The sequence below is a fragment of the Spirillospora sp. NPDC000708 genome (genome assembly GCF_040299565.1).
Lineage (GTDB): Bacteria > Actinomycetota > Actinomycetes > Streptosporangiales > Streptosporangiaceae > Spirillospora.
The window spans coordinates 38,795-65,092 of the sequence record NZ_JBEPCJ010000002.1 but is presented as its reverse complement, the minus strand read 5'-3'; the positions used below and the strand labels follow the sequence as shown (position 1 = coordinate 65,092).

General features: G+C 72.8%; 24 protein-coding genes. 15 read left to right on the top strand and 9 right to left on the bottom strand.

The annotated features are described in order from the left end of the window. Positions 1 to 69 precede the first annotated feature (69 nt). Both ABT299_RS01835 and ABT299_RS01830 read right to left on the bottom strand, forming a co-directional pair. The gene (locus tag ABT299_RS01835) at positions 70 to 804 is read right to left on the bottom strand and encodes a hypothetical protein (protein ID WP_500249442.1); all 735 of its coding nucleotides are present in this window, start codon (positions 802 to 804) and stop codon (positions 70 to 72) included. Between the two features lie 2,532 nt (positions 805 to 3,336). Beyond that, a complete protein-coding gene (locus tag ABT299_RS01830; RefSeq protein ID WP_500249441.1) occupies positions 3,337 to 4,281 on the bottom strand; it encodes a hypothetical protein in 945 nt (314 codons plus the stop codon). Positions 4,282 to 4,651: 370 nt separating this feature from the next. Here ABT299_RS01830 and ABT299_RS01825 point away from each other — a divergent pair, with 370 nt between their 5' ends. Beyond that, complete coding sequence (locus ABT299_RS01825; RefSeq protein ID WP_190858374.1) at positions 4,652 to 5,614, top strand: class II glutamine amidotransferase; 963 nt, start codon at positions 4,652 to 4,654, stop codon at positions 5,612 to 5,614. Positions 5,615 to 5,780: 166 nt separating this feature from the next. Beyond that, positions 5,781 to 5,993, top strand: coding sequence for a helix-turn-helix domain-containing protein (locus tag ABT299_RS01820; RefSeq protein ID WP_151538805.1), 213 nt, complete (start codon positions 5,781 to 5,783; stop codon positions 5,991 to 5,993). Between the two features lie 91 nt (positions 5,994 to 6,084). Here the strand turns inward: ABT299_RS01820 and ABT299_RS01815 are convergent, their stop codons facing one another. Continuing rightward, a complete protein-coding gene (locus ABT299_RS01815; RefSeq protein ID WP_500249440.1) occupies positions 6,085 to 7,407 on the bottom strand; it encodes a DUF2786 domain-containing protein in 1,323 nt (440 codons plus the stop codon). Positions 7,408 to 7,538: 131 nt separating this feature from the next. Next, positions 7,539 to 7,808: a hypothetical protein gene (locus ABT299_RS01810; RefSeq protein ID WP_190858371.1), complete on the bottom strand. Its 270-nt coding sequence runs from the start codon at positions 7,806 to 7,808 to the stop codon at positions 7,539 to 7,541. A 240-nt stretch (positions 7,809 to 8,048) separates the two neighbouring features. Here ABT299_RS01810 and ABT299_RS01805 point away from each other — a divergent pair, with 240 nt between their 5' ends. Further along, positions 8,049 to 9,572, top strand: a complete 1,524-nt coding sequence (locus ABT299_RS01805; protein ID WP_500249439.1) for a long-chain-fatty-acid--CoA ligase — start codon at positions 8,049 to 8,051, stop codon at positions 9,570 to 9,572. A gap of 38 nt (positions 9,573 to 9,610) precedes the next feature. Here ABT299_RS01805 and ABT299_RS01800 read toward each other — a convergent pair whose 3' ends face one another. Both ABT299_RS01800 and ABT299_RS01795 read right to left on the bottom strand, forming a co-directional pair. Then, complete coding sequence (locus tag ABT299_RS01800; RefSeq protein ID WP_500249438.1) at positions 9,611 to 10,708, bottom strand: winged helix DNA-binding domain-containing protein; 1,098 nt, start codon at positions 10,706 to 10,708, stop codon at positions 9,611 to 9,613. Positions 10,709 to 10,788: 80 nt separating this feature from the next. Beyond that, positions 10,789 to 11,763, bottom strand: coding sequence for a LysR family transcriptional regulator (locus tag ABT299_RS01795; protein ID WP_500249437.1), 975 nt, complete (start codon positions 11,761 to 11,763; stop codon positions 10,789 to 10,791). Positions 11,764 to 11,929: 166 nt separating this feature from the next. Between ABT299_RS01795 and ABT299_RS01790 the strand changes: the two genes are divergently transcribed. The 3 genes from ABT299_RS01790 to ABT299_RS01780 all read left to right on the top strand — a co-directional run bounded on the left by ABT299_RS01790 (position 11,930) and on the right by ABT299_RS01780 (position 14,857). Further along, positions 11,930 to 13,456, top strand: a complete 1,527-nt coding sequence (locus ABT299_RS01790) for an MFS transporter (protein ID WP_500249436.1) — start codon at positions 11,930 to 11,932, stop codon at positions 13,454 to 13,456. 37 nt (positions 13,457 to 13,493) lie between these two features. Further along, positions 13,494 to 14,270, top strand: a complete 777-nt coding sequence (locus tag ABT299_RS01785; protein ID WP_500249435.1) for a siderophore-interacting protein — start codon at positions 13,494 to 13,496, stop codon at positions 14,268 to 14,270. 134 nt (positions 14,271 to 14,404) lie between these two features. After that, complete coding sequence (locus tag ABT299_RS01780; protein ID WP_500249434.1) at positions 14,405 to 14,857, top strand: hypothetical protein; 453 nt, start codon at positions 14,405 to 14,407, stop codon at positions 14,855 to 14,857. A 324-nt stretch (positions 14,858 to 15,181) separates the two neighbouring features. Here the strand turns inward: ABT299_RS01780 and ABT299_RS01775 are convergent, their stop codons facing one another. Then, positions 15,182 to 15,403 carry a hypothetical protein gene (locus ABT299_RS01775; RefSeq protein WP_500249433.1) on the bottom strand — a complete coding sequence of 74 codons (222 nt, stop codon included), beginning with the start codon at positions 15,401 to 15,403 and terminating at the stop codon, positions 15,182 to 15,184. Positions 15,404 to 15,826: 423 nt separating this feature from the next. On the opposite strand from ABT299_RS01775, the gene ABT299_RS01770 reads away from it, so the two are divergent. Beyond that, positions 15,827 to 16,495 (top strand): RlpA-like double-psi beta-barrel domain-containing protein, encoded by a 669-nt coding sequence (locus tag ABT299_RS01770; protein WP_347256768.1) that lies wholly within the window; start codon positions 15,827 to 15,829, stop codon positions 16,493 to 16,495. 202 nt (positions 16,496 to 16,697) lie between these two features. Here ABT299_RS01770 and ABT299_RS01765 read toward each other — a convergent pair whose 3' ends face one another. Both ABT299_RS01765 and ABT299_RS01760 read right to left on the bottom strand, forming a co-directional pair. Next, positions 16,698 to 17,804, bottom strand: a complete 1,107-nt coding sequence (locus tag ABT299_RS01765; protein ID WP_500249432.1) for a M20 family metallopeptidase — start codon at positions 17,802 to 17,804, stop codon at positions 16,698 to 16,700. Between the two features lie 44 nt (positions 17,805 to 17,848). Next, positions 17,849 to 18,868 carry a LacI family DNA-binding transcriptional regulator gene (locus ABT299_RS01760; protein WP_190858354.1) on the bottom strand — a complete coding sequence of 340 codons (1,020 nt, stop codon included), beginning with the start codon at positions 18,866 to 18,868 and terminating at the stop codon, positions 17,849 to 17,851. 143 nt (positions 18,869 to 19,011) lie between these two features. On the opposite strand from ABT299_RS01760, the gene ABT299_RS01755 reads away from it, so the two are divergent. The 8 genes from ABT299_RS01755 to ABT299_RS01720 are packed head-to-tail and all read left to right on the top strand — an operon-like array spanning position 19,012 to position 26,174. Beyond that, positions 19,012 to 19,887 (top strand): BtpA/SgcQ family protein, encoded by an 876-nt coding sequence (locus ABT299_RS01755; RefSeq protein ID WP_387020835.1) that lies wholly within the window; start codon positions 19,012 to 19,014, stop codon positions 19,885 to 19,887. After that, positions 19,884 to 20,879, top strand: a complete 996-nt coding sequence (locus tag ABT299_RS01750) for a carbohydrate kinase family protein (protein WP_500249431.1) — start codon at positions 19,884 to 19,886, stop codon at positions 20,877 to 20,879. Before ABT299_RS01755 ends, ABT299_RS01750 begins: the two co-directional genes overlap by 4 nt. Beyond that, entirely contained in the window at positions 20,876 to 21,892 is a 1,017-nt protein-coding gene (locus ABT299_RS01745; protein ID WP_206700031.1) for a substrate-binding domain-containing protein, read from the top strand. Before ABT299_RS01750 ends, ABT299_RS01745 begins: the two co-directional genes overlap by 4 nt. Positions 21,893 to 21,894: 2 nt before the next feature. Then, positions 21,895 to 22,650 carry an ATP-binding cassette domain-containing protein gene (locus tag ABT299_RS01740; protein ID WP_190858348.1) on the top strand — a complete coding sequence of 252 codons (756 nt, stop codon included), beginning with the start codon at positions 21,895 to 21,897 and terminating at the stop codon, positions 22,648 to 22,650. Next, positions 22,650 to 23,666 (top strand): ABC transporter permease, encoded by a 1,017-nt coding sequence (locus ABT299_RS01735; protein WP_190858346.1) that lies wholly within the window; start codon positions 22,650 to 22,652, stop codon positions 23,664 to 23,666. The genes ABT299_RS01740 and ABT299_RS01735 overlap by 1 nt, the downstream gene beginning before the upstream one ends. Then, positions 23,663 to 24,748 (top strand): phosphotriesterase family protein, encoded by a 1,086-nt coding sequence (locus ABT299_RS01730; protein WP_500249430.1) that lies wholly within the window; start codon positions 23,663 to 23,665, stop codon positions 24,746 to 24,748. Before ABT299_RS01735 ends, ABT299_RS01730 begins: the two co-directional genes overlap by 4 nt. Positions 24,749 to 24,804: 56 nt before the next feature. Beyond that, on the top strand, positions 24,805 to 25,551 hold the full coding sequence (locus tag ABT299_RS01725) for a glutamine amidotransferase (RefSeq protein ID WP_387020849.1): 747 nt from the start codon (positions 24,805 to 24,807) through the stop codon (positions 25,549 to 25,551). Beyond that, positions 25,536 to 26,174: a TenA family protein gene (locus ABT299_RS01720; protein ID WP_500249429.1), complete on the top strand. Its 639-nt coding sequence runs from the start codon at positions 25,536 to 25,538 to the stop codon at positions 26,172 to 26,174. The genes ABT299_RS01725 and ABT299_RS01720 overlap by 16 nt, the downstream gene beginning before the upstream one ends. Positions 26,175 to 26,298 lie beyond the last annotated feature (124 nt).

Below are 26,298 nucleotides of genomic sequence, written 5' to 3'. Positions count from 1 at the left end.
ATCGGCGGCTCGCAGCCTTCGACGGCGGCGCAAGATCGGCGCCTCGCCTGTCCGGCGACCGGCGTGAGGTCACGTCCGCCGCGAGTTGTGGCGCCGCCCCGGCGGGCGCCTCCCCTCATCGCTCTGGCGGGCGATCGCGGCGTGGAGCCGGTCGCGGGCTTCGGTCCGGGACATCGCCGGGAGGCGCTGGGGGAGATGGGCCGCCAGCGCGGAGGGAGCGTCGACCAGGCCGTCGCCGTCCACGACGGCCTGAGCGCCCGGCCATGGACCGAGAAGCACGGCGGACAGCTCGCCCGGGTGGCGGTCGATGAGCGCGGCGATCCGACCCGCCTCCTCCGCGCAGTCGGCCACCAGGAGAAGCCGCCGGGTGGCGGCCGTCCCGGTGGTCCGCCGGATCGCGAGTTCGGTCTCCAGATAGGCCAGCGCGGCATCGAGGTTGCCCGGGATGAACAGACCCGGGGCGTTCTCGTCGAGCAGTTCGTCCTCGGCGAGCCCGAACAGCCTGCCGGCATCGGGCCGCGGGATCACCACCAGGGAACTGTCTCCGTGCTCGTCGAGCGCGGACAGGGCGAACACCCGCGCGCTGTCGACCGCACCGCTTCCCGCGAGCGCCAGCGCGGGCACCGCGAACGGGTCGAGGGAGGGCCGGTAGGTGAACGGTACGGGCCGCGAGTCGGATCCGCCGGTGGACGCGGAGAGCACCGGCATTCCCGCGGTCGCCGCCGCGAGGATCCGGTGCCGGAACGGGTAGCAGATCGCGACGGCAGCCGGGAGGAGGAGGCCGAGCAGAAGAACCGGTTGCAACGGACGCACCCGCGGCTCATCATCGGCCTGTTCTCGCAGGCGCACGGGGGCCTGGCCGCCTCCCCCGCCCCACTGAGTCACCGTCGGGACCGGTGTCGGAACCGGCGCCTGAGGAACGCCGTCCGGAGCCTGCGATGCGGGACGGGGATCCGGCTTGTCGAGCGGTTTCGGCGGCGTGGGCCGCCGACGCCCGGCCTTCGGTTCCTTCTCGGGCCGTCCCCGCCTGCGGGCCGCGTCGCCCCCGAGGCCCGGCGCCCTCCTCCGTGAGCCGTCGAACATCGCCAGCCAAGCCGCCCTGCACAGTTGCGAGGTGTACCAGTCACGGTCGAGGCTCTGCCGGCAGGGGGCCGGCAGAGATCTTCGCGGCTCCGGCCGAGGTCCGGACGCCGCATCGGCGGGCGCCGCGCTGAAGGAGATCACGCCCGCCACCGCGGTACAGCCGAGCAGCCCGCAGGTACAGCGGACGATCTCGCCGAATATGTCTGTCATCCTGGGATCTGCCAGGAAACGGGTCATCTTCGCCCCGGGGGATCGCGTTGGTCACCGTCGGAATGCCGATCGTAGTCAATCCGGCTACGGAGCGTTGACCATTGCTCGCACTCGACCCACCGATTATCCGGTCACCACTCCGGTGAAATGTGCTGCACATCCTTAATCGTCCGGATATAACCATCGTCATCGGGCGGCCTGAGGACAGCCACACTTGACCAACGCGAAGGTTCACCCATGCGAACCGTAAAGTAAGGTCCCTCGATCTCGACGCAACACATCCATCCCAAAACACCAATAAATGAACATGTAGCCGCCAAGCTCATCGAATCGCCTTCAATACCGACAAACCCCCACAAGTGTCGCCCCGCCTGGCGATCCAGGAGATCGCAGCACTCCGGGAAGACTCGCCATCGGACCGTACGCAGGCACACCTCGCCACCCGCGCCCGCACAAGTCCCTGCAGCCCCTACACAACGGGGACCCAACCCGAAGGGTCAGCACGCCGAAGGACAGCGGGCCAGAACGTCCGGAGCCGCCCTCACCACCTCGCCCACGCTCCAACACCACACCCCACCCACGCTCCAACGCCATGCGGGCAACTCGGCCGGCGTCCAAGCGCGCCCAAGGGCCTCGAGACAATGGAGGGCCACCCTCGGGGTGGTGCCTGCCAGTGCAAGCGAGCGAACACCGCGCATCGCTTGGCGGCCTGCGTGCTGGCTGTCGAGAGCCCGAGCGGCGCGCATTGCTGGGTGTGGCGAGGCCAGGGCTGGCCGCGCCGCCAGCCTCCAGTGCCGCGCGGGGAAACCAAACGGGACATGCGGTGTACTTCCGTGCAATTGGAGATCGCCTGCAGTGCATCGCATGTACGCAACCCGCGTCGGTGCAACGAAGGTCCAAGGCGTGCAAGGTTCAGCGCGTGCAAGGTTCAGCGCCCCGGGGCATCCGCCGCTAGTCGCGGAAGCGGAATCTGAATGCGGCTTGTGGCGCGAGTGTGCTCGACCTGTCGAGGGGCGCCTTACGTGATCGGCGGCCCCGAGCCAGTCTTCCGGGCTACCTGGAAGCGCATGCAATGCTGCGCTTCGGGTGATGCTGCGCGTCGGTGCAGCGAGCGGCCACCGCGCCGTTGGCGCAGCATATGCCGGGCGCCGTCAGTGCTGTGCTCTGCGTGTGCCGGTGTCGCGCATGCATGATGTCGTCCCGGATGCTGAGCGTCGCCCATGCGGGTGTCGCGCCTCCGGGCGGCGCGTGTGTTGCCGGGCGTCGCGCCTGCTGCCGGGCGTCGCGCCTGCTGCCTGGGCAGTGGGTGTGTTGCTGGCGTCGTGGCCTGTTACTGGGCATCGCGGGTGCTGCCTAGGCATCACGGCGTTGCGTGGGCGCCGCACGTGTTGCTGGGTGGCCCCATGCTGCCTGAGTGTGCCCAGGTTGCTGCTCGGTGCGCGTTCTGCTGGGTGTCTCGTGTGGGGGTTGGCAAGCCGTCGGTTTCTGGCGTCGCGCGGAAGCGTAAGCACAACGTGCCTAATGGTGTCGCGGGTGTTGCCTGGGCATCGCGCGTGTTGTGCGGGCGCCGAGCGTGTTGCCTGCCATGTCGCGAAGCACCGTACGTGCTTGACGAGGTCGAAGTGGATCGCCCCAGTGGCGTGAGATGGCATGTCTTGAATCGCATGCAGCGCCGCCTGGGCAGCGCGGCACGCCGTGGGGCGCTACCGCCTGTGGGTAGCCCCGCATGCGCTGGGTGTCGCCAGGGTTTGGGTCATGTGTGCTTGGTGCCGCGCGTGCTTGTGCCGCGCGTGCTTGTGCCGCGCGTGCTTGTGCCGCGCGTGCTTGGGCGCGTGCTTGGTGTTGCGTGGGTTGGTGTTGTTGGTGTGCTCGGGGTTGCGTGTCTTGGGTCTGGGTGTTGGGAGTGAGTGTGCTGGGGGCGTGTGTCTTTGGCGGCGGGTGGGCGTAGCTGCGGCGCTGCGCGGGGCGGCGCCGCAGGTCTTTGTTGCCGCGCGTGGAGGGTGAGCGGGGCAGCCGAACGGGCCTTGCGTGGGCTGGGGGTGGTTAGGCGGCTTGGGGGGTGGCGGGGGAGTGGATGACGTCGTACATGCCCAGGGGGAGTGTGTCGCCGTAGAGCCAGTCGTTGACGGTGCCGGTGAAGTCGTCGGGTGGGGCCACGGCGAGGAGGCGCTGGGTGAGGAGGGTGAGGCGGACCCGGAAGGGGTTCGGGGGAGTGAGGTGGACGCGGCGGCCGGTGCCCCAGAAGGCGCTGAAGTCGGACTCGGCGAGCGGGAGGTCGGTGTCGATCTCGCGGGTGCGGTCGGCGGGGCCGGTGGACAGCCAGGACCAGTGGTCCGTGAGGAGGCTGCGGGCGGTGGTGCGCAGGACGTTCAGGGCGGCCAGGTCGTGCGGGCAGGCGACGTCGGTGATCTGGAGTTCGGGCAGGCCGAAGCGGCGCAGGCCGCGGGTGCGCAGGCGGACGCAGGCGCAGCCGTTGACGCCCTCGGGGTCGCGGTCGGGGTCGGGGCCGGTGCAGCGGCCGTTGGCGCGGAAGGGGGGCAGCACGTCGCCGAGCCATTGGTCGGCCAGGACGAAACGGGTCCGTTCCTGGGCGGGCGGGGTCAGGACGTGGCCGGTGACGAGGTCGGCGGGGACGCCGCCGAGGGCGGCGGACAGGTGGAAGGCGGCGGTGCGCGCCACCTGGACGGCGCGGGGCTGGTCGGTGATCGGGGCGCAGGCGGTGACGACGGCGAACTCGGGAGCGTCCTGGAACGCGCGTTCGCGGTGGCGATCCTCGGGGCGGGGCGCCTTGATGCCGCGCGGGTCCCAGCGGAGGCAGGTGACGTCCTCGCGGACCACCTCCAGTTGGGGTGATCCGAGACGGCCGGCGATGTGCGCGGCGTAGGGGCCGCTCGCGTCGCGGAGCAGGTCGGCGAGGTCGTGCGGGACGCGTTCGGCGGCCACGGCGAACCGGGTGGTCGTGGTGGCGGGGACAGAGAAGGCGATCATGGTTTCTCCTTGCTGGGGGGACCGACGCCGACCAGCCTGCGGTCCCGGCGGAACAGACGGCACCCGAACAGCGTTCTGTGGATAACCAGGTCAACGCATGGGCAGTGCGACGTAAAATCGGTTCGCGGCAGCCATCGTCGGCTGCCCGATCGTGATCCGGTGGAGTGCCGCGGCCGGGTGCGCCTGACAAGGCCCCTGCCGGCCGGACCGCCGCGATGGAGCGGGATCCCCGATCGTCTGGCCGGAATCGCCGGACGCCCGATGCAACGTTGGGTAAAATCACCATCACTCGCAGTTATGATCTTCCTCTCGCGCCGCCGAACGGGGACCCGGAGCGCGGGATCACCCTAGATATCGAAAGGCGAACGGCATGTGCCGACTGTTCGGGATGAGCACGGGCGGGCCCCGCGTCAGGGCGGCTCACTGGCTGCTGGACGCGCCGTCCAGCCTGCGGGCGCAGAGCCACCGGATGCCGCACGGCGCGGGTCTCGGCTGGTTCTCGCTCGGCGGTGAGCCCGTCCGCGACCGGGCGCCGCTGGCCGCCTTCGAGAACGCGGACTTCGACCTGCACGCCCGCAACGTCCCGTCGCACACGTTCGTCTCCCACGTCCGCGACGCGTCGGTAGGCGGCCTCACCGTGCACAACTGCCACCCGTTCGTCATGAACGACCGCCTGTTCGCCCACAACGGAGTGGTGAAGGGGCTCGACACGCTCCGGACCTGGTTGAGCGACGTCGAGCGCGCGCACGTCGCGGGCGAGACCGACTCGGAGCTGGTGTTCGCCCTCGTGACCGCGGAGATCCGGCGGCACGGCGACACGACGACCGGGATCATCGAGGCGGTGCGGCGGATCGGGGCCGAGCTGCCGGTGTTCGCCGTCAACCTGCTGATCGCCGAGGCCGGGCGGCTGTGGGCGCTGCGCTACCCGGAGAGCAACGAGCTCTGGGTGCTGTCGCCGGACAAGGGCGGGTCGAGCGGACGCGACGGCGCGGCGGTGCCGGCCGTGGTGATCGCCAGCGAGCCGATGGACGACCAGCCGGGGTGGCGGCTGCTGGAGCCCGGTGAGCTGCTCGTCGTGGACGGGTTGACCGAGACCTCGCTGTTCCCGTTCGCGCCGCCCAGGCATCCGCTGCGCCGTGCCGACCTGTCGGCGCGGGAGGCCGCGTCGCAGCAGACGGCCGTCGCCGAGGAGCCCGTTCCGGGCGTGAAGATCGCCTCGCTCCGGGGCGCGACGGCGGGCGCCGGCGCGCAGGCGGTTCCGGTCCGCGGCCCGCTCGCGTCGCTGATCCTGCGGAACGCCGAGGCGAAGGCGGTCCGGGGCCCGTCTGTCTAGTTCCGACACGCCGTTGACCACGGAAAAGACCAGCTTCGGCCGATTTCGCGCGGAATAGTGTCGCATCAGGGGCGGATTCGGGGGGAATGTGTACGTTAGGTAGATCAACACTGCTGTGAGCTGCGGGGACGGCCCCGCCGCCCAGCTCTGGGAACAGGAGGTCCCCGTGACCCGAACGCTGTCGAGGGGCACCCGCGTCACCGGTGCCGAACGCACGCAGCTCGCGGCCGAGCTCGCGCCCCGCTACGCGGGCGGCGAGAGCATCCGCGACCTGGCCGCCGAGACGGGCCGGTCGTACGGGTTCATCTACAACGTCCTGAAGGAGGCCGGCGTCCCGCTGCGCGGCCGCGGCGGCAACACCCGGCGCAAGAAGGACTGACCCAGCTCCCTAAGCGGACACAGCCGAGCACGAGCAGAAAGAGCAGAACATGGCCGGACGTCCCCCTCGCCCCCCGGGGGGACCCCGCGCGCTAGGACCGGCGGGACGCCCCGGAGACCTCGGAGCGCCCGTTCAGGCTCGCGAGATCGGCCGCCGCGCGGCCGGCGACCCAGCCCTCGTAGTTGGACACCGAACCCGCCCGGCCCTTGGCCAGGTTGGGGAACATCGCGTCGACGGCCTTCTCGACGGCCATGTCCCGCGCGGCCAGGACGGGAAGCAGATCCTTCCCGCCGGCTTCCGCGGCCGCCCGGTTCGCCGCCTCACCGGCCGCGTCCCGGAGGCGCTCCCCGATGCGCGCCGCGTAGGCGTTGAGGAACGCGTGGCGGAACGACCGCGTCCGTGACCGCCCGCGCGCGTCGCGGCGAGGCCCGGCGTGCACCATCGCCGCCGTCGCCTGCACGAGCAGCGATGTGAAGAGCATCTCCACCGCCGCGAGATCGGCGGGGAACCCGAGCACTGTGGAGAAACCCAGTTCCCTGTGCCAGACGGCACGGCAGCGGTTGGCGTCCGCCACCACGGTGAGGAGTACCGCCTTGGGCGCGTCGTAGGGATTGTCCACCGCGACGCGCCGCCCTGCGGGGCCTCCGAGGTCGCCGGTCTCGGCGGCGAGCAACGCGTGGTCGATGCTGTGCCGCGCTATGAGCTCCTGGGCGCGCGCGCTGAGCGCCTCGGCCTCCTCGGGGAACTCGGTCGACTCCGCCTTCGCGAGCAGGGCGCGGACCTTGCCGAGCATGCGCTGGTCGACGCCCTCGAACCCGTCCCGGACGGGCGTCTCCCGCAACGGCGTCCCCGGAGGCGGGCCGATGCTCGCCAGCTTCGGCAGGCATTCCAGCAGGTGGACGAGTTCGGCGCCGCAGGCGACGAACTCGGACCGGTCGGTCCCTTCGCGCTCGCACCAGGCGTCCGGGTGCTCGTCGTCGTCCTCCCACCAGACCTCGGCGCCGATGAGGGCGAGCTGCTCGCGCCACTGCGCGGCGACGGTGGCGGCGGAGTACGCGCGCATCTCGGCGGCGATCGCGTCGGTGGCGAGGCGGGCGTGCCTGGCGGTGCGGCGGCGGGCCGCGTACCGGACGACGTCGGCGGGCTGCCAGCCGCGCTCCCAGGCGAGGGCGACGCCGCGCTCCAGCCGGGCGGCGAGGCACCGCGCGGTGACGAGGGGCCAGCCCGGCACGTCCGGACGGTCGGCCAGCGCGGCCACGAGGACGCCGAACGCGTCGTCGTCGCCCCGGGCCAGCGCGCGGACGGCCTCGGACGTCAGCGCCTCGGCCTCGTCCAGCGGGGACGGCCCGGGGCCGCAGGGCCCCGCATCGGAAGAGGACTCAGCCTGCCGTGGCCGCCACCACGCCTTCCGCACCGGTACTCCCGTCGTCGTCCGAGGCTCCGTCACCTGACCACGAGGCATACTGCCACGCACGGACGGGTGCCCGGGCATGGACATCCGTGCGAAACGGAGATTTCACCGTCGGTGCACCGCGACGGTACGGGTTACCGGCTCAGGTCCTGGCCGCGCATCTCCTCGACCACCACGCTCTGGTAGGCGCGGGTGGTGTCCGGGACGTAGCTGAGCCGTGCGAGGGCCTTGCCGTCGTGGTCCCTGATCTCGAAGTGGTAGCCCTCGGCGACGTCGCCGACGTGCGCCACCGCTTGGTCATGACGGAGCCGGCACATGGTGTCGACCTTCTCCAGCGCGACTTTCAGGCTGCCCGCGTCGCTGATGAGCCGTGCCGGCTCACTCGTCTCCCAGATCTCGAACATGGTCGCGTCCTGTCGGCGGTGGGTGGGAAGGAACGGGCGGGGCATTCCAGGCATCGGAGACAGCTTGCGCTGATTTGATGGATCTTTCAATCAGTACAGGTCTCGGATTGATCACTATTCGGAGCCGTGCACGGGCATAGCGTCATGTTCCCACGTGAGGCAAGTGTGTGCTTTCGTCTTCGTGAATCCGGTCGGTAAGGTCGGAGGCGCAGAACCGAATCTGATTCGGAAGGGGCCGGAGTGGACTACCGCGTCGTGTCCATCGTCCGCGACCACGCCCGGGACCGGGGCGACGCCCCCGCCATCACGGGCGACGGCCGGACGATCAGCTACGCCGAGCTGGACGAGCGCTCCAGCCGGGCCGCCCGCGCGCTCCTGGCCGCCGGGCTCGGCGCCGGGTCGCGGGTCGCCTACGTGGGCAAGAACGCGCCCGAGTTCTTCGACCTGCTGTTCGGCGCCGCGAAGATCGGCGCGGTGGCCGCGCCGGTGAACTGGCGGCTGACCCCCGCCGAGATCGCCGCGATCGTCGCGGACGCGCAGGCGCCGGTGACCGTGGTGGACGCCGAGTTCGCCGCGCTCGCCGGGACGCTCCCCGGCCGGGCGGTGCCGACCGGCCAGGAGTTCGAGGCATGGCTGGCGGAGCATCCGGCCGACGACCCCGGATTCGTCGGCGAGCCCGGCGACGTCGTCGTGCAGCTCTACACCTCCGGCACGACCGGCGTGCCGAAGGGCGTGCAGCTCAGCAACGCCAACTTCGAGGTCGGCGAGCGGATGGCGCGGCGCTGGCGGCTGGACGGGTCGTCGGTGAGCCTCGTGCCGATGCCGCTGTTCCACATCGGCGGGACCGGCTGGGCGCTGGCCGGCCTGTACGCCGGCTGCCGCCAGGTGCTGGTCCGCGACATCGACCCGGCGGCGCTGGTCGACACCTTCGAGCGCGAGCGGATCACCAACGCGTTCATCGTCCCGGCGGTCCTGCAGTTCATGTGCCAGGTGCCGGGCGCCGCAGAGCGCGACTACTCGGCGCTGCGGGCGATCACCTACGGGGCGTCGCCGATCACGAGCGAGGTGCTGCGGCGCTCGCTGGAGACCTTCAAGGCCCCGCTGTTCCAGCTGTACGGGATGACCGAGACGACCGGAGCCATCGTCCAGCTGGAGCCCGAGGACCACGACCCGGACGGCCCGCGCGCGCACCTGATGCGCTCGGCCGGGCGGCCCTACGCCTGGGTCGAGGTGAAGATCGTCGAGCCGGGAGAGGGCGCGGAGCGCGCGCCGGGCGAGGTCGGCGAGGTGCTGGTGCGGTCCACGCAGAACACCCCCGGCTACTGGAACCGGCCGGAGGAGACGGCCCGGCTGCTGGCCGGGGACGGCTGGCTGCGCACCGGCGACGCCGGGTACGTCGACGCCGAGGGCTACCTGTTCCTCACCGACCGGATCAAGGACATGATCGTCACGGGTGCGGAGAACGTGTACCCGATCGAGGTCGAGGAGGTCCTCGCGGCGCATCCCGGGATCGCCGACGTCGCGGTCATCGGCGTGCCCGACGAGCGGTGGGGCGAGACCGTCAAGGCCGTCGTCGTCCCCGCGCCCGGCGCGGACCTCACCGAGGGCGAGGTCATCGCCTACGCCCGCGAGCGGCTGGCCGGGTTCAAGCGCCCGCGCTCGGTCGACTTCGTGGACGCGCTGCCGCGCAACCCCAGCGGCAAGATCCTCAAGAAGGACCTGCGGGCGCCGTACTGGGAGGGCCTCGGCCGGACGATCGCCTGACCCCTCCCTGCCTGACCCGCCTGACCACCGCCGGGGCGTCAGTCCTCGGCGACGGTGACGACGGTGTCCTTGGCGTCGGGCTCGATGAAGCGCAGGAGGGCCTCGCCCTCGGCGGTGAGGTCGTCGAGGGCGGCCTGCGGGAGGGGTTCGAAGGGGCGCAGCCGAAGGGTGGCGACCTTGCGCTTGTACTCGGTCTCCCAGACGCCGCGTGCGAACCCGTCCCAGACGAACACGGCGCGGACCCGGAGGTTCTTCGTGGTGAGCGACGGCCGATGCGCGTCGGCGATGATCCGGCGGCGGTCGGCGTGCGCGAGGACCAGGCTGTCGAACTCCGGCAGGAACCGCGCGGGGGCCGGGACGTCCTCGCCCGGGCGGGGCGCGCCGGGCAGGTCGAACAGCTCCCGGCCCTTGTCGTCGGCGAAGACGGCCAGGCGCGGCCGCAGCCGTTCCAGGGTCTCGCCCGCCGAGCGCAGTCCCGACCAGGTCTGCGCGTCGGCCGCGGACGCAGGCCCGAACGCCTCCAGGTAGCGCAGGACGAGATCGTCCTCGGCGGCGCCGGCGGACGGGGCGGCGCCCAGCCAACTGTCGGCCGACGCGAACTCGGCGGAGCGGGGAAAGCCCCACCTGTCGTCGGTCGGGACCATGACCAGCGGCACGCACATCCGGACGGCGTAGCCGAGCGCGCGGTCGTTGACGTCCGGGAACCGTTCCTGCAGAAGGGCCCGCACCTCGTTGAACGTGCGCGGGCGCTCGTCGAGGAGGGAACGGGCGGCGGGGACGACCTGTTCGAGGTCGAGGCCCTTGGCGCGGTCCCCGAGGACGCGCATCGCCGCGTCCAGCATCGGCTGCATCGACGTGCGGAACGCGAGGTAGTCGGACGCGGTCATCAGGTGCAGGGTCGCGCGCATCATGGTCGCGCGGACGAGCGTCCGGTCGTGAAGGGCCGCGTGCAGGCTGGACGCCTGGAAGCCCTCCAGCCGCGACCACAGCCCGACGAACGGCGGTCTGGGCTCCTGCGCCTGGATCCCGAACAAGCGGCCCACGGCGTCGGTGACCGGTACGCGCTCGCGCGCCAGAAGCAGTTGCCGGGCCAGCGTCGCCCTGTTGAGGGCCCGGACGCTGAGAGTGTCCGCCATCGTGTCCGCCTTCTCGCCGGCCCCGGCGGCACCCGGACGGTGCGGCGGGGATGGTCAGGGATGCCGACACTACCCAGGCCCTAAGACGCTCCCTGCACGTCGGCCACGTCGCCCACGTCGGCCACGTCGGCCATGCCCGCCACGTCGGCCACGCCCGCCACTTCCGCGATCGTTTCGCGGACGCAGCCTCGCAGCCACGCGTGCGCGGGGTCGGCGTCGTAGCGCGCGTGCCAGGCCAATGACAGCCGCAGGGGCGGCATGGGCAGGGGGATCGGGATCCGCACCAGGCCCAGCCGCTCCACCAGGGGCCTGTGCAGCCGTTCCGCCGCGAACCCCATCAGGTCGGTCTCCCGGACGACGAGCAGCGCGGTGCTGACCGTCGGGACGGTCCCGGCCACGCGCCTGGACCGTCCCATCCCGGCGAGGAGTTCGTCGATGGGCCCGGCCAGGCGGCCGCGCCGCGTGTTGGTCAGCTGCGTGGTCGCGCACCATTCGTCGAGCGTCACCTCCCGGCCCGCGAGCGGGTGCCCGGGGCGGACGACGGAGGAGAACCGGTCCTCCAGGACCGGCTCGACCCGGGTGTCGGTCGCCTCGGCCGTGATGATGCCGATCTCCAGGTCGACGGAGGCGCGCCGCAGGAGATGGGTGTCGCGCGGCCCCTCGCCGAGGAAGCGCAGCGTGACGCCCGGGGCGTCGCGTGCCATCCGCGCCAGGAGTGGACCGGACAGGACGGCGATCGTGCCCTCCTCCGCCTGCAGGGTGAAGGTGCCCTCCAGCGTGTGCGGGGAGAAGGCGTCGTCCGCGGAGAACAGCGTGTAGGCGCGCTGGACGAGCTCATGCACCTCAGCGCGCATCGCGAGCGCGCGCGGGGTCGGCACCATGCCGCGGCCCGAGCGCACGAGCACGGGGTCGCCGAGGGCCTTGCGGATCCGGCCGAGGGTGCGGCTCATCGCGGGGCTCGACAGATGCAGGCGCTCGGCCGCCCCGGCGACGCTGCCCTCGTCCAGCAGGACGTCGAGCGCGACGAGCAGATTGAGATCCAGCGTGGATTGCACCGGACGCACTCCTCACGTGCAAAAGATGCATTTGAAAGCAAGTCACCGCAAGCCTACGTTGGAGATCGCGGAGGCGGCGCGCGCGGCCGGATCCCCGCCCCACCTGTCGGCTCAGCCCTTTCCGGCGTGCCCGAGGCACGCCCGCGAGTGACTTCGAGGAACCCTCATGACGATCGATGCCGTCCGCGCCGCCGCGCCTCCGGACCGGGGACGCGCCGCCCGGCGCGCCGTGCCGCCGCTGATGTCGGCGTGCGTGGTCCTGGTCGTGGCGATGGTCGCGGCGATCAACCTCTCGATCCCCAAGCTGTCGGCGAGCGGCCTGCACCCGTCCGCCACCGGCCTGCTGTGGATCGTCGACTCCTACGTCCTGGTGTTCGGCTGCCTGCTCATCCCGGCCGGCGCCGCGGGCGACCGGTTCGGGCGCAAGGGCGCCCTGCTGGCCGGCCTCGGCGTCTTCGCCGCCGGCTGCCTGCTGTCGGCGGCGGCGCCCGCGGTCGCCGTGCTGCTGGCGGGCCGGCTGGTCACCGGGGTCGGCGCGGCGCTCATCATGCCCGCGACGCTGTCGCTGCTGATGCAGGTCACCGAGCCGGCGCGGCGCCCGCAGGCGATCGCGGCCTGGACGGCCGCGACCGGCGTCGCGGGCGCCGTGGGCAACCTCGCCGGGGGAGCGGTGCTGGAGTGGCTGCCCTGGCAGTGCCTGTTCCTGGCCGGCGCGCTCGCCGCCGGTGCGCTGGCCGCGCTGACGGCCTGGCTGGCCCCCGCGGGCGAGCGGCACCGCGCGGACCTGGACGCGCCGGGCGCCGCGCTGCTCACGGCGGCCCTGTTCGCGCTGCTCTTCGGGATCATCGAGGGATCCGAGCGCGGCTGGACGTCCGCACCGGTGCTGGGCGGGTTCGCGGGCGCCGCCGTCCTGCTGGCGGTGTTCGCCGTCCACGCGACGCGCGCCGCGCACCCGCTGCTCGACCCGCGGCTGTTCGCCCGCGCCACGCTGCGCAGCGGCGTGCTGGGCATCGGGGCGGCCTTCTTCTGCCTGTTCGCGCTGTTCTTCGTCAACGCCCAGTACCTGCAGTACGCCAAGGGGTACTCGCCGCTGGTCACCGGCGTGGCGGTCGCTCCGGTCGTGGTCGGGATGATCGTGGTCTCCCGGCGGAGCGTCGGCCTGGCCCGCAGGTTCGGGAACCGCGCGGTCATCACCTCGGGGCTGCTCGTCCTCGCCTGCGGGCTCGGGCTGCTCTCGCTCGCCGACGCGGCCACGCCCTACCCGCTCTACGCGGTGGATCTGCTGGTCATGTCGGTCGGCATGGGACTGTGCGTGCCGCCGCTGTCGGTCGGCGTCATGTCCGCGCTCCCGCCCGGGCGCGCCGGGCTGGGGTCCGGGCTGAACAGCGCGGCCCGCGAGATCGGCAGCGCGCTGGGCGTCGCGGTCCTCGGGACGGTGCTCACCGGCCGTTTCACCGGCGCCCTGCCGCCGGCCCTGGCGGACCACGCCCGCTCGGCGGGCGAGGCGATCGCCGCGGCGAACGCCTCCGGCGCCGGCGCGGGGACGCACGCCCAGGTCGTCTCGGCCTTCACCGACGCGATGTCGGCGGGCTTCCGCGTGGTCGCGCTGATCGCCTGCGCGGCGGCGCTGCTGGTCGCTCCCGGCCTTTCCCGGGCCGACCGGGCGACGAGGGCTGGTCGCTCCGATCAATGAGATATATCGTGTCCTTCTGAATATGAGATATAACTCGATGACCAGGAGGGCGGCGATGGGCGTGGCGGAGAGCCCGCGCGGTGTCCGCGGCAGGCTGCTGGACCGGATGTTCGTCCGGGGACGCGTCGAGGACGTCCGGCCCGGGCCGGGCCGCATGCGGTGGATCGCCATCGGCGGCGTTCCCGGCCTGGACTGGACGCCCGGGCAGCACGTCCGCGTGCACATGGCGGACGTCACGTCCGCGCGGACGTGGGTCAGCGGCAAGGTGCGCGACGCGCTGCGCACCTACTCCGTGTGGGACTACGACGCCGCCTCCGGCGTGCTGGAGCTGTGCGTCATGAACCACGAGGGCGCCGGGCCGGGGGCGCGCTGGGCCCGTTCCGTCCGGCCGGGGGAGGAGGTCGTCTTCAACAAGCCGGAGGGCTCGTTCGTGCTGCGCCCCGCTCCGTACCACCTGTTCGCGGGCGAGGAGACGGCCTCCGTCACGTTCGGCGCGATGCTGCGCGCCGCCGGGCCGGACGAACCCGTGTACGGCGCGGTGGAGGTCGCCGAGCCGGAGGACCGGTTGCCGCTGCCGCGGAGCGAGGAGCTCGCGTGGTGCCGTCGCGGTGCCGCCTCGGCGGCGTCGTCGGAGATCCTCGTCGACGCGGTCCGCCGGCTCGATCTTCCCGGCGAGCCGGGGTTCGCGTACGTGGCCGGGGAAGCACGCACCGTACAGGCCGTGCGCGCCCATCTGGTCCGGGAGCGGAGCTGGCCGCGCAGATCCGTGCAGGTCAAGCCCTACTGGACGCCCGGCAGGCGGGGGATGGACTGATCGCCAACGAGCGTTGGAGGCGGGGGTTACGGGCCGATATTTCGCAAAATGCACGTGCATCAGCCCTTGCACCTGCACGCCATTCCTAGCAGGATTGCCCCGGACCCCCGCACGTGAACTCGCCGGAGATCGCGATGACCGCACACTTGAGCGACAGTGACCGACAGGCGCTGCGGCTGGCCCAGGATCTCCGCGAGGAGATGCGGGCGGCGCTGCCCCAGCTCCCCTCCGCGCCCTCGGTCTCCCCGTTCGTCGACCAGGGAGGGACGCCCAGCGTCCTGCTCCGGATGGACGCCGACACCGCCCGCGCGCTGATGGCCGTCCTGGCCGAGCGCCGCACGGATCGGACGGCTCCTCCGCTGCCGGAACCGCGCCGGGCCGACGGCTCCCACGTCCCGCCGCCCGTGCCGCCGCCGGGCGCCCCCCAGGCGGCTCCCGCGCCGTACCAGCCGATCGTCGCGGCCGCGCCGTTCCCGGAGCCCGCCTACGCGCAGGCCCCCTTCGCCGAGGCGCCGGCGGTCAACCCGGTGTTCGCCGGCGGGACGGGCCCGACCCCGCTGGTGCCGTCGGTCTACCCGACGCACTGACCCAGGTCCCTCCTCCCTCGGACCGCCGCGCGCGGTCCGCGGCCCCGCGGCGCCGGCGGGGGCGCCCCCCGGCCGGGACGAGGCCCGGGGGGTGGGCGGGGGGGCGGGCCCCCCCCCCGGGGGCCCCCGGCCCCCCCCCCCCCCCCCCCCCCCCCGCCCCCCCCGCCCGCCCCCCCGGGGCCGCCCCGCGGCCCGGCGCCGCCGTCATGGCCGCCGCCGGGCCGTCTCGCGGTTCACGGCCGCCCGGCGGCCGCCTCCGGTATCCACCCGGCCGGTACGTCCGGCCGGGTTTTCTTGTGCGCGCGCTCCTTCCGCGTATCGGTCTCACGGGCTCGCCGAGCCGATGTCGATCTTCAGTTCCGGGCCGCGCCGGCCGGCCGCCCGGCCGCATAAAAGATCATTTCCCTGGACATAAAGATCGTTCTTTAAGATCTTTCCGATCAGGGTGCCGACCTGCGCGTCCGCCCGGATCCCCTGCGGGAAAGGCGATCCCGCAGACCGGCCGAGAAAACGATCTATGTGGCCAAAGGTAAAGAAATCGCCCATTTGGCCCAAGTGTGGCAATGAGGGATATAGTCAACGCCAGGTCAAGGTCAAAGCACCGTTGACCTGGCCAATCGCATAGCCGTCGCCTCCCGCCCGCCAGGCGGGAACCCTCAGCCGAACCACGGCCGCACCATGCACCGGCCGTGACCGCGCAGGGCCCAGTGAGCCCCCGGTCGGCATCCTCTCCCGCTTCATCGAAGCCCGCGTCGCGCGCATGCCCGCAGATCGGCAGCGCGGACGGACGCGAGCTCGGCCCGTCATGTCCGCGGGCCGCCCATGCGGGGTCCTTTCCGCGGCGGCATTTCCGAGTCCCGAGTCTCGGAACCCCGTTCCGCATGCCCGGATCCCCTGTGCTCCGGCGCCGGAACGGCTGTCCTGTACGCCGAACTAAGGATTTTCATGCAGCAGCGGACGATCAATCGCGTGTTGACCGGTGTCACCGGCGCGGCTCTTGCCGGGATGCTGGTGGGCGGCGTGGCGGCCGCCAGCCACGACGACTCCGCTCCCAAGCCCGACAGGCTTCTGGCGCAGCAGCAGGACATGGCCGCGCTGAAGCAGAAGGCCCCCGAGAAGAACACCTCCTCCGAGACCCTGGCCGAGTCCAGCTCGAAGTCCGCCTCCAAGAAGCCGGACGCCAAGAAGCCGGACGCCAAGGCCTCCACCTCCAAGGACGCCAGGAAGAAGGCCGACAAGGGCCCGAAGGCGATCCTCAGTGGCACCACCACCGCGTCCTACTTCTGGGACGACGGTTCCGGCATCAACGGCGACACCGGCGCGCCCGCGAGCGGCAAGCCGATGCAGAAGGGCCTGTTCGCCAGCCCGAGCTGGCCCATGAACACCAAGGTCAAGGTCACCTACAAGGGCCGCAGCATCACCGGCTTCATCGGCGACCGCGGCCCCGGCGCGCCCTCGCACGACGGCGTCATGCTCGACCTCGACACCTACACCTTCCGGTACCTGCTGGACGGCGGCAAGCCCGACAGCAAGTACGACGCCGGCACCGGCGAGGGACACCTCCAGGGCGTCAAGTGGGAGGTCCTGTCGTGGGGCTCGGGCGCGGGCACCAAGGGCGAGCCGCAGCCTCTGGGCTGACCGTTCGCGAGCGGATTCACGGGCCACTTCTCAGCGACGGTTCGTGAGCCGCGCCGCACGACCCTCTCCGGCGCGACCGCCGGAACGCATGGAACGGGAACGCCCCGGCGAGTCGAACGATCGCCGGGGCGTTCTGCTGCATGAGCGGCGCCGGTCTCAGGCGGCGCCGGTCTCAGGCGGCGCCGGTTCAGGCGGCGCCGGTTCAGGCGGCGCCGTCCGGCCGGCGTGCGGCCAGCAGGCGGTACAGCGCCTCCGCGGCGGCGCCGACGCGCGCGACCGAGCACGTCTCGTCGGTCACATGCGCCTGCTCGGGATCGCCCGGCCCGTAGATCACCACGTCCGGCCCGCCGAGCAGGCCCGCGAGGACGGACGCGTCGGTGAAGTACGTCGCGTACTCCGGGACGGCCCCGGAGGAGCCGGGGGCGAGCAGGTCCAGGACCTCCGGCATGCCCGGGGCCGCCGGGTCGGTTGCGACGCCGGGAAGGTCCACGAGCCGTTCGAGCTCGACCTCCTCGCCGCACAACCCGGAGATCACCGCGACCGCCTCGTCCGCGCCGAAGCCGGGGACCGTGCGGACGTCCAGCCGCATCTCGGCGTGGTCGGGCACCAGGTTCGGCTGCACCCCGGAACGGAAGGTGCCCACGTTGACCGTCGCGGGCCCGTGCGTCGGGCTCACCGGCCAGTCCGCGTGCGCGTGCACGCGGACCGCCGCGGCGGCCAGCGCGGCGAGGGCGTTGCGGCCGAGTTCGGGCCGGGAGCCGTGCGCGGACACGCCCCGCGCCGTGGCCTTCAGCCAGAGCGTGCCCTTGTGGCCGAGGACCGTCCGGTTCCCCGTCGGCTCGGCGACGATCAGCAGGTCCGTGGCGGCGACGGCGGCCGGGTCCAGGACCGCCGCGCCGTCGCACCCGGTCTCCTCGCCGAAGGTGAACACCAGCTGGGGCGCGGGCAGCCCGTCGCGGACCGCCCGGACGGCCGCCTCGACCTGGCAGGCGACGCCCGCCTTCATGTCGCTGCTTCCCCGCCCGAGCAGGCGCCCGTCCCGGACGTCGCCGGACAGCGGGTCGAACGACCAGCCGGACGCGTCGGCGGGCACGGTGTCGAGGTGCCCGGTGAACGTGACCGGGACGCGCGGCGCCTCGGGCCCGTACCGGGCCACGACGTTCGCCCGCCCCTCGGCGGGCTCGTCCACCCGGACGGCGAATCCCGCGCCGTCCAGCACGTCCGCGACGAGGTCGGCGGCCCGCCGCTCACCGCCGCCCCGGGTGTCGATCCGCACCAGCCGGCGCGCGAGCTCGAGCGCGTCGCCCATCTCCTGACCTCCCTCTCCGGGCCCGGCCGGGCGGCCGGGACGTCTCAGGCCCGTGCCCGCGTGCTCTCCCTGACCACCAGGGTGGGGACGAGCGCGATGTGCGCCGACGGCCCGCGGTCGCCGTCGGCCTCGCCGGCGGCCGCGGCCAGCAGCCGCACCGCCTCGGTCGCGATCCGGTCGCGCGGCTGGTCGACGGTGGTGAGCGCGGGCTCGCTGAGCCGCGAGAACTCGATGTTGTCGTATCCCGTGACCTGGACCCGGCCCGGGACGTCCACGCCGTGCGCCCGGCAGGCCCGGGTCACGCCGAGCGCGATCAGGTCGTCGGCGCACACGATGGCGTCGGGCAGGTCGCCGGCGGCGATCAGCCGCGCGGCGGCCGTCTCGCCCCATTCCACGCTGTAGTCGCCGAGCAGGATCTGGTCCGGGTGCACGGCGATGCCGAGGTCCTCGGACCGGCGGCGGAACCCGGCGAAGCGCTGCTCGGTGGAGGAGTTGGTCAGCAGCGAGCCGGCGAACGCCGCCGACCGCGCCCCGCCCGCGTGCAGGTGGTCCATGACCTGGCGCATCGCGGCGACGTCGTCGACGCCGACCCAGTCGGTGCTGGTGCCGCCGACGAACCGGTCGAGCTGGACCAGGGGGAGCCGCCCGGCGGTCTCCTGGACGGCGGCGCCGCTGAGCGTGCCGTGGCTCGGGCTGACGATGATGCCGTCGACGTTGCGGGCGACGAGGGTGGCCAGCCGCCGCGCCTCGACCTCGGGGTCGGACCGCGCGTCGCAGAGCAGCAGCTCCTTGCCCTCGCGGCCGAGGGCGTGCTCGACGCTCTCCACCAGCGAGGTGAAGAACGGGTTGGAGATGCTCGGCACGACCATGCCGACGGTGTCGGTGCGGCTGTTGCGCAGCGCCCGGGCGATGGAGTTGACCTGGTATCCGAGGTCGTCGGCGGCCTTCCTGACCTTGCGCTGGACGGCCGCCGACACGGGCCCGCGGCCCGACAGCACGCGCGACACCGTGGCGGTGGAGACCCCGGCGCGCTCGGCGACCTGGGCGATCGTGACCCGCTGCAATCGTTTACCTCTCCAGCTTGGCGAAAGCCCGGATGCTGGGCAGATCAACAACAGTCGACCCGATCATACCCCCTTGACGGCCTGCGGGATCCGTATCTACGGTGCAGGACAACACGACTGCAATCGATTACACAGGAGGCGACATGGTGAGGGCGACGGGGAGCGAGCGGGCACTGGGCGTGTTCCCGCCCAAGCCGAACGCCGTCGAGGAGCTGTTCGGCACCCCCAAGGTCGTCATCGGCGCCGTGCACCTGCCGCCGCTGCCGGGCAGCCCGCACTACGAGGGCGTGCCGCTCGACGAGATCTGCACGTTCGCGATCGAGGAGGCGCGGGCCTACCTGGACGGCGGCGCGCACGGCGTGATCGTCGAGAACCACTGGGACATCCCGTTCCTCAAGCCGGGCGAGCACGGCTACGAGACCGCCGCCGCCATGGCCGTGGTGACCGACCGGGTCCGGCACGCGACCTCCGGGCGGGTCGGCGTCAGCATCCTGTCGAACGCCGCCGAGTGCTCGATCGCCTCCGCCTGGTCGGGCGGCGCCGGCTTCGTCCGCGTCAACCAGTGGGCCAACGCCTACGTCGCCAACGAGGGGATCATCGAGGGCCAGGCCGCGCACGCCACCCGCTACCGCAGCCGGATCGGCGCGAACCCCGTCAAGATCTTCGCGGACGTGCACGTCAAGCACGGCGCGCACGCGATCGTCGCCGACCGCACCCTCGCCGAGCAGACCGAGGACGCCGAGTTCTTCGGCGCCGACGTGCTGATCGCCACCGGCTCGCGGACCGGCGACGCGGCCGCGCTGGACGAGGTCGAGGGCATCGCCGCGCACACCACCCTGCCGGTCGTCATCGGCTCGGGGATCAGCGCGGGCAACGTCGGGGAGCTGCTGCCGGCCTGCGACGGCGTGATCGTCGCGTCCTCGGTCAAGGACAACGGCCGCTGGTGGGGCCGGGTCGACGCCGCCAAGGTGCGGGAGCTGACCGCCGCCGCCGCGAAGGCGGGCGTGGTCCTCCCATGATCGTGTTCTGCGGCTACGCCAACGTCGACCTCACGGTCGCCGTCCCCGTGCTGCCGGGGCCCGCCGCCCGCGTCCAGGCCACCGCGGTGCGCCGCGGCGAGGGCGGGATGGGGGCGAACGCGGCGGTGGCGGCCGCGCGGATGGGCGCCGACGCGCGCTTCGCGGGCGTCGTCGGGCCGGACGCGGCGAGCACCGCGTTCCTCGACGCGCTCGCCGCCGACGGCGTCGGCACCGAGTGGACGTCCCGGACCGGCGTCCTCACGACCGCGGTCGTCCTGCTCACCCCCGACGGGGAACGTTCCATCATCAGCCAGGACGACCAGGTCACCACCGAGCACGTCGCCGCCGTCGCCGCGCAGGCCCGCGCGGCGGGCGCGGACTGGCTCTACCTCGACGGCTACCGCTTCCCCGCGGCGGCCGGCGTGCTCGGCGACGGGCCGCCCGGGGTCGTCGTCGACCTCGACGGCTGCGACGGCGCCGCGGCGGCCCGCGCCGCGCTCGCCGCGGCCGACCACGCGGTCGTCGGCCGCGCGCAGGCCGCCGTGTTCCTCGGCGACGACGACGCGCTCGCCTCGACCGCTACCGAACATCGGGTAAACCTGGTGGTCACGGACGGTTCCCGGGGCTGGACGCTGTTCACTCCGGACGGCGGCCGGCACGCCGGCGCGGCGATCGAGGTGACCGCCGTGGACGCCACCGGCGCCGGGGACTGCTTCGCCGGCTCCTACTGCGCGGAACTGGACCGGGGCGCCGGCCCGCTGGAGGCGGCGCGGGTGGCCGCGGTCGCCGCGGGCCTGTCCTGCACCCGGCCCGGGGCGCGCGCGGGACTGCCGCATCGCGAGGACGTCCTCGCCTATATCGACTCCGCCGGAGCGCACCCCGCCGAGGCGAGCACAGCTCAAGCACATACGGCCCCCACGGACACGGTTCGTCCCGGAACCGGTCCGGACGCGTCCCCCGCGCTCGCGCGGCGCCATGGAGAGGAGACATGATGCGACGCACGGTGACGGCCGCGGTCGCGCTCGGCCTGCTGCTGACGGCGACGACCGCCTGCGACGTCCAGGCCCGCAAGGAGATCGCGGCCGAGAAGAAGGCGACCGAGCAGGGCCCGCCCCCGCCCCAGCGGATCGCGCAGGCCTGCAAGGTGCAGGGGCGCGCCCCGAAGATCGGGCTCGTCCCGATCAACCTCCAGGCGCTGTTCTTCAACCAGATCAACACGGGCGCCAAGACCGTCGCGGGCAAGGCCGGCGCGCAGGTGCAGGTCGTCAACGGCAACGACGACTCCACCACGCAGGCCAACGCCATCGACGACATGGTCGCGGGCCACTACGACGCGATCATCGTGGACGCGGTGGACACCGAGGGCATCAAGCCGGCGATCCGGCGCGCCAAGGACGCCGGCATCCCGGTCGTCGCGGTGGACGCCACCGTCGACGACCCGGCGGTGTCCACCCAGGTCGGCACCGCCAACGCCGAAGGCGGCAAGCAGCTCGCCGACGCGCTGCTGAAGATCTCCGGCGGCAAGGGCGACATCGGCGTGGTCGGCGCCCTCAACAGCACGATCCAGAACGAGCGGCAGAAGGGCTTCTCCGACGAGGTCACCGCGCACGGCATGAAGATCAAGAACGTCGTGGACGGCCGCAACATCCAGGAGAACGCGCAGACCGCCGCGGAGAACCTGCTGACCGGCAACCCGGACCTGCCCTACGCCTACGCCACCGGAGAGCCCGCGCTCATCGGCCTGGCCGCCGCCGTGGTCAGCCAGCAGCGCACCAAGGACCTCCAGGTCGTCGGCTGGGACCTGTCCAGCCAGGCGGTCGACGGGCTGAAGGCCGGCTGGATCAAGGGAGTCGTCCAGCAGAACACCTTCCAGTTCGGCTACGACGCGATGAACGCCGCGATCGACCTGGCGTGCAAGCGGTCCGCGCCGAAGGACGTCCCCGTCCCGACCCAGATCGTCACCCCCGCCAACGTCGGGGACTACCTGTACTACCTGGAGAAGTGATCATGGGCGATCAACCGCTGGTCACGCTGAAGGGCATCACCAAGTCGTTCGGCGCGGTGCAGTCGCTGCGCGGCGTCGACCTGACCCTCGCGCCCGGCGAGGTGCTCGGCCTCGTCGGCGACAACGGCGCCGGCAAGTCCACCTTGATGAAGGTGCTGGCCGGCGCGGTCCAGCACGACGCCGGCCAGATCACGATCGACGGCCGGGAGGTGCGGTTCGCCAGCCCGGCGGACGCGCGCCGCGAGCGGATCGGCATCGTCTACCAGGACCTCGCGCTGTGCGACACCCTCGACGTCGCGAGCAACCTGTTCCTCGGCCGCGAACCGCGCAAGGGCCCGTTCATCGACCGGCGCGCCATGCACGACAAGGCCGCCGAGACGCTGTCGGACCTGCACGTCCGGGTCAAGTCGACCTACCAGGAGATCGGGCACCTGTCCGGCGGGCAGCGGCAGGCCGTGGCGATCGCCCGCGCCGTGTCGTTCAAGCCGCGGGTGCTGATCCTGGACGAGCCGACCGCCGCGCTGGCGGTCGCCGAGGTCCGCCAGGTGCTCGCCATGATCAAGGACGTGGCGGCGCAGGGCGTCGGGGTCATCCTGATCACCCACCGGCTGCAGGACCTGTTCGAGGTCTGCGACCGCATCACCGTCATGTACGAGGGCCGCAGCGTCGAGGACGAGCCGGTGTCCGCGCTGGACATCGAGCGGCTCGTCGCCATGATCACCCGTTCCGGCAGCGAGCACACCGAGGAGGTGGCCTGATGAGCGTGCAGGCCCCGCCCGCCCCGACCGTCCTGGCGAAGACCCCGAGCCGCTGGGAGCGCGCCAACAAGGCGACGCTGGCGATGCTCGGCGTCACCGTCGCGCTGTTCGTCGGCTTCGGCATCGGCGCGGACAACTTCCTGAGCTTCGACAACATGTCGAACCTCGCCACCCAGGTGGCGATCACGCTGATCGTCGCGGTCGCGATGACCTTCGTGATCACCACCGGGCAGATCGACCTGTCGGTGGGCTCCACGGTCGCGTTCGTCGCGGTCGGCACGGCCGAGATGCTGAAGGCCGGCTGGGACTCCTCCCTCGTGATCGTCGCGGCCCTCGCGGCCGGGCTGTTCTGGGGCGCGGTCAACGGCTGGCTCGCCGCCTACCAGAAGATCCCGCCGTTCATCGTCACGCTGGCGACGATGTCGGTGATCCGCGGGCTCGCGCAGCTGTGGACCAAGGGGTTCTCGGTGCCGATCGACCGGCGGCTGTACGTCGCGAAGATCGGCGAGGCGAAGTTCCTCGGCTTCTCCGCGCTGGCGTGGATCGCGCTGGCCACCGTGGTGGTCGGCGGGATCCTGCTGGCCAGGACGCGGTTCGGCAACTACGTCAACGGCATCGGCTCGCAGGAGGAGTCGGTGCGCCGCGCGGGCGTGAACACCGCCCGGATCAAGATGGTCACGCTGATGCTGGCCGGGCTCGCGGCGGGCGTCGCCGGGCTGCTCACCGCGGCGCGGCTCGGCTCCGGCTCGGCCAACTCCGGGCAGGGCTTCGAGCTCACCGTGATCGCCGCGGTCGTGCTCGGCGGCACCGACCTGTTCGGCGGCCGCGGCACCATGATCGGCAGCATCATCGGCGCCGTGATCACCGGGGTGATCGCCAACGGGCTGACGCTGCTCGGCGTGAGCCCGTTCCTCACCCCGATCGTCACCGGGCTGGTGCTGCTCGCCGCGATCTGGCTGAACCTGCGCGGCCGCACGCTGTCCGAGCTGGGCGCCAAGCTGCTGGGACGGACATGACCGTGCCGTACCCCGGGCCGGGCGCTCCGCCGGGAGGCTCGCCGGGCGCGGTGCCGGTGATGACGGTGGCCGGGCCCGTCGCGAGCGACGGGCTCGGGCTCACCCTGACCCATGAGCACCTGCGCAACGACGTCCGCAAGGCGGTGAAGCCGGCCACCGACCCGGCGCTCGCGTTCCTGCGCGACGCCCGGACGACGCCGGGCCTGGCGTGGCTGCTGCGCGAACGTCCGTACGACTGCCTGGATCACTGCACGCTCGACGACGACGCGGCGATGCTGTCCGACCTGCGCGCGTTCGCCGCGACGGGCGGCGGCACGGTCGTGGACGTCACGCCCGGCGGCCTCGGCCGCGACCCGGAGGCGCTGCGCTCGCTCGCCGAGCGCAGCGGCCTGCGGATCGTCATGGGCTCCGGCTGGTACCTGGAGCAGTACCACCCCGCCCACCTCGCGGACGCGGGGGAGGAGCGGATGGCGGCCGAGCTGGTCGCCGAGTTCGCCGGCGGCGCGGACGGCACCGGTATCCGGCCCGGCGTGATCGGCGAGATCGGGGTGTCGCCCGACTTCACCCCGGCCGAGCAGGTCGCGCTGCGGGCCGCCGCCCGCGCGCAGCGGGAGACCGGCGTCCCCCTGTACGTCCATCTGCCGGGCTGGCAGCGCCGCGCCCACGAGGTGCTCGACATCGTCCTGGACGGGTACGGCGTGCCGCCGGGCGCGGTGGTGCTGTGCCACATGGACCCGTCCGGCGGCGACGTCGGCTACCAGCTGTCGGTCGCCGACCGGGGCGTGTGGCTCGAGTTCGACATGATCGGCATGCCGTTCCTGTATCCGGGCGAGGGGCAGTCGCCCGCCCCGGACGAGACCGCCCGCGCCGTCGCCGGGCTGATCGCGCGCGGGCACGGCGGGCGGCTGCTGCTCAGCCACGACGTGTTCCTCAAGAGCATGCTCACCACCTACGGGGGCAACGGCTTCCAGTACGTGCCGCTGCTGTTCGCGCGGCGGCTGGCCGCGCTCGGCGTCGCCCCGGAGACCGTCGACGGCCTGCTGCGCGGCAACCCCGCCCGGCTGTTCGAGTCCGCGGCCTGACCGGCCGCCGGCGCTCCGTCCCCCCACGTTTTCCCATCCGAGAGAGAGGATCGATAGTGAGCCGCGTCCTGATCGCCGGCGAGAGCTGGGTCTCCCAGTCCACCCACATCAAGGGGGTGGACTCCTTCACCACCAGCTCCTACGTGACCGGTGTCGAGCCGCTGCGCCGGGCCCTGGAGAGCCGGGGCCACGAGGTCGAGCACATGCCCGCCCACCTGGTGCCGGCCGACTTCCCCGGGGACGCGGACGCGCTCGGGCGCTACGACGTGGTCGTGCTGTCCGACATCGGCGCGAACTCCATCCAGCTCGCCCCGCAGGTGTTCGAGCAGGCCGTGCCGGGCACGGACCGGCTCGGCGCGCTGCGCGCGTGGGTCGCGGACGGCGGCGGGCTGCTGATGGTCGGCGGGTACCTGTCGTTCACCGGCTTCGAGGGCAAGGCCGCCTTCCGCAACACGGCGCTGCACGAGGCGCTGCCGGTCGAGCTGCTCCCCGAGGACGACCGCGTCGAGCTGCCCGGGGGCGCGAACGCCGAGGTCACCGCCGCCGGCCACGCCGCGCTCGGCGGGGTGGAGGGCGAGTGGCCCGCGCTGCTCGGCTACAACCGGGTCCGCGCCCGGCAGGGCACCGACGTCCTCGCCACGCTGAACGGCGATCCGCTGGTGGCCGTCGCCGGGTACGGGAAGGGGCGGTCCGGGGTGTTCACCTCCGACTGCTCCCCGCACTGGGCGCCCAAGCCGTTCTGCGAGGAATGGGACGGGTACGCCCGCGTGTTCGGCGGCCTCGTCGAGTGGCTCGCGCAGTGACCCGCTCCCGGCGGCTGCTCGACGCCTGCTCCGCGACGATGGAGCGGGCGCTCGCCATGCGCTTCGTCCGGGAGGTCGAGACGGGTGCCATCGGCGACCAGGAGTACGCCGACTACCTGGAGATCGAGGCGTCGTTCGTGGCGACGGCCGCCCGGCTGCACGGCCTCGCCGTGTGGGACGCGCCGGACTGGACGGCGATGGAGCGCAACGCGCGCGCCGTCCACGCGCTGACCACCGAGCAGGCGGACTACTTCCGCGCCGCCCGCGCGGCCTGGCCCGTGGAGGCGCGGCCGGACGCCGTCGAGCGCGCCCGGATCCTGTCCGATTTCGCCCTGGCCGCGGCCCGCGAGGGCGGCTACGGGGCGGTGACGACGGTGCTCTTCGCCGCCGAGAGCCTCTACCTCGCCTGGTGCACCCGCGCCCACGCGGGGGGCGGCGCGCCGTCCGGCCCGATCGCCGACTGGGTCGCGCTGCACGCGACCGCGGCGTTCCGCGAGGGTGTGGACGCGCTGGCCCGCCAGGTCGACGCCCTGCCCGGGAGCGTGGCGGACGACCTGCTGGTCCGCTGGTTCGGCGGGATGCTGGAGGCGGAGATCGCCTTCCACGACGCCGTCTACGCCTGACGGCGGCCCGAAGGCCCCCGGCGCGCTCGCGCCGGGGGCCTTCGCCGTCCCGGAATGGCGCTTAGCATTCTCTTATATTTCTCTTCGCCGCGTTTCAGTCCGGTCTATGAATTGTCATCGGATC

What these genes read in the sequence shown, in the direction of transcription:
- ABT299_RS01830 (WP_500249441.1), bottom strand. Translation starts at nt 4,281, where the DNA reads ATGATCGCCTTCTCTGTCCCCGCCACCACGACCACCCGGTTCGCCGTG.
- ABT299_RS01825 (WP_190858374.1), top strand. Translation starts at nt 4,652, where the DNA reads ATGTGCCGACTGTTCGGGATGAGCACGGGCGGGCCCCGCGTCAGGGCG.
- ABT299_RS01810 (WP_190858371.1), bottom strand. Translation starts at nt 7,808, where the DNA reads ATGTTCGAGATCTGGGAGACGAGTGAGCCGGCACGGCTCATCAGCGAC.
- ABT299_RS01800 (WP_500249438.1), bottom strand. Translation starts at nt 10,708, where the DNA reads ATGGCGGACACTCTCAGCGTCCGGGCCCTCAACAGGGCGACGCTGGCC.
- ABT299_RS01790 (WP_500249436.1), top strand. Translation starts at nt 11,930, where the DNA reads ATGACGATCGATGCCGTCCGCGCCGCCGCGCCTCCGGACCGGGGACGC.
- ABT299_RS01785 (WP_500249435.1), top strand. Translation starts at nt 13,494, where the DNA reads ATGACCAGGAGGGCGGCGATGGGCGTGGCGGAGAGCCCGCGCGGTGTC.
- ABT299_RS01780 (WP_500249434.1), top strand. Translation starts at nt 14,405, where the DNA reads ATGACCGCACACTTGAGCGACAGTGACCGACAGGCGCTGCGGCTGGCC.
- ABT299_RS01775 (WP_500249433.1), bottom strand. Translation starts at nt 15,403, where the DNA reads ATGGGCGATTTCTTTACCTTTGGCCACATAGATCGTTTTCTCGGCCGG.
- ABT299_RS01765 (WP_500249432.1), bottom strand. Translation starts at nt 17,804, where the DNA reads ATGGGCGACGCGCTCGAGCTCGCGCGCCGGCTGGTGCGGATCGACACC.
- ABT299_RS01755 (WP_387020835.1), top strand. Translation starts at nt 19,012, where the DNA reads ATGGTGAGGGCGACGGGGAGCGAGCGGGCACTGGGCGTGTTCCCGCCC.
- ABT299_RS01750 (WP_500249431.1), top strand. Translation starts at nt 19,884, where the DNA reads ATGATCGTGTTCTGCGGCTACGCCAACGTCGACCTCACGGTCGCCGTC.
- ABT299_RS01745 (WP_206700031.1), top strand. Translation starts at nt 20,876, where the DNA reads ATGATGCGACGCACGGTGACGGCCGCGGTCGCGCTCGGCCTGCTGCTG.
- ABT299_RS01740 (WP_190858348.1), top strand. Translation starts at nt 21,895, where the DNA reads ATGGGCGATCAACCGCTGGTCACGCTGAAGGGCATCACCAAGTCGTTC.
- ABT299_RS01735 (WP_190858346.1), top strand. Translation starts at nt 22,650, where the DNA reads ATGAGCGTGCAGGCCCCGCCCGCCCCGACCGTCCTGGCGAAGACCCCG.
- ABT299_RS01730 (WP_500249430.1), top strand. Translation starts at nt 23,663, where the DNA reads ATGACCGTGCCGTACCCCGGGCCGGGCGCTCCGCCGGGAGGCTCGCCG.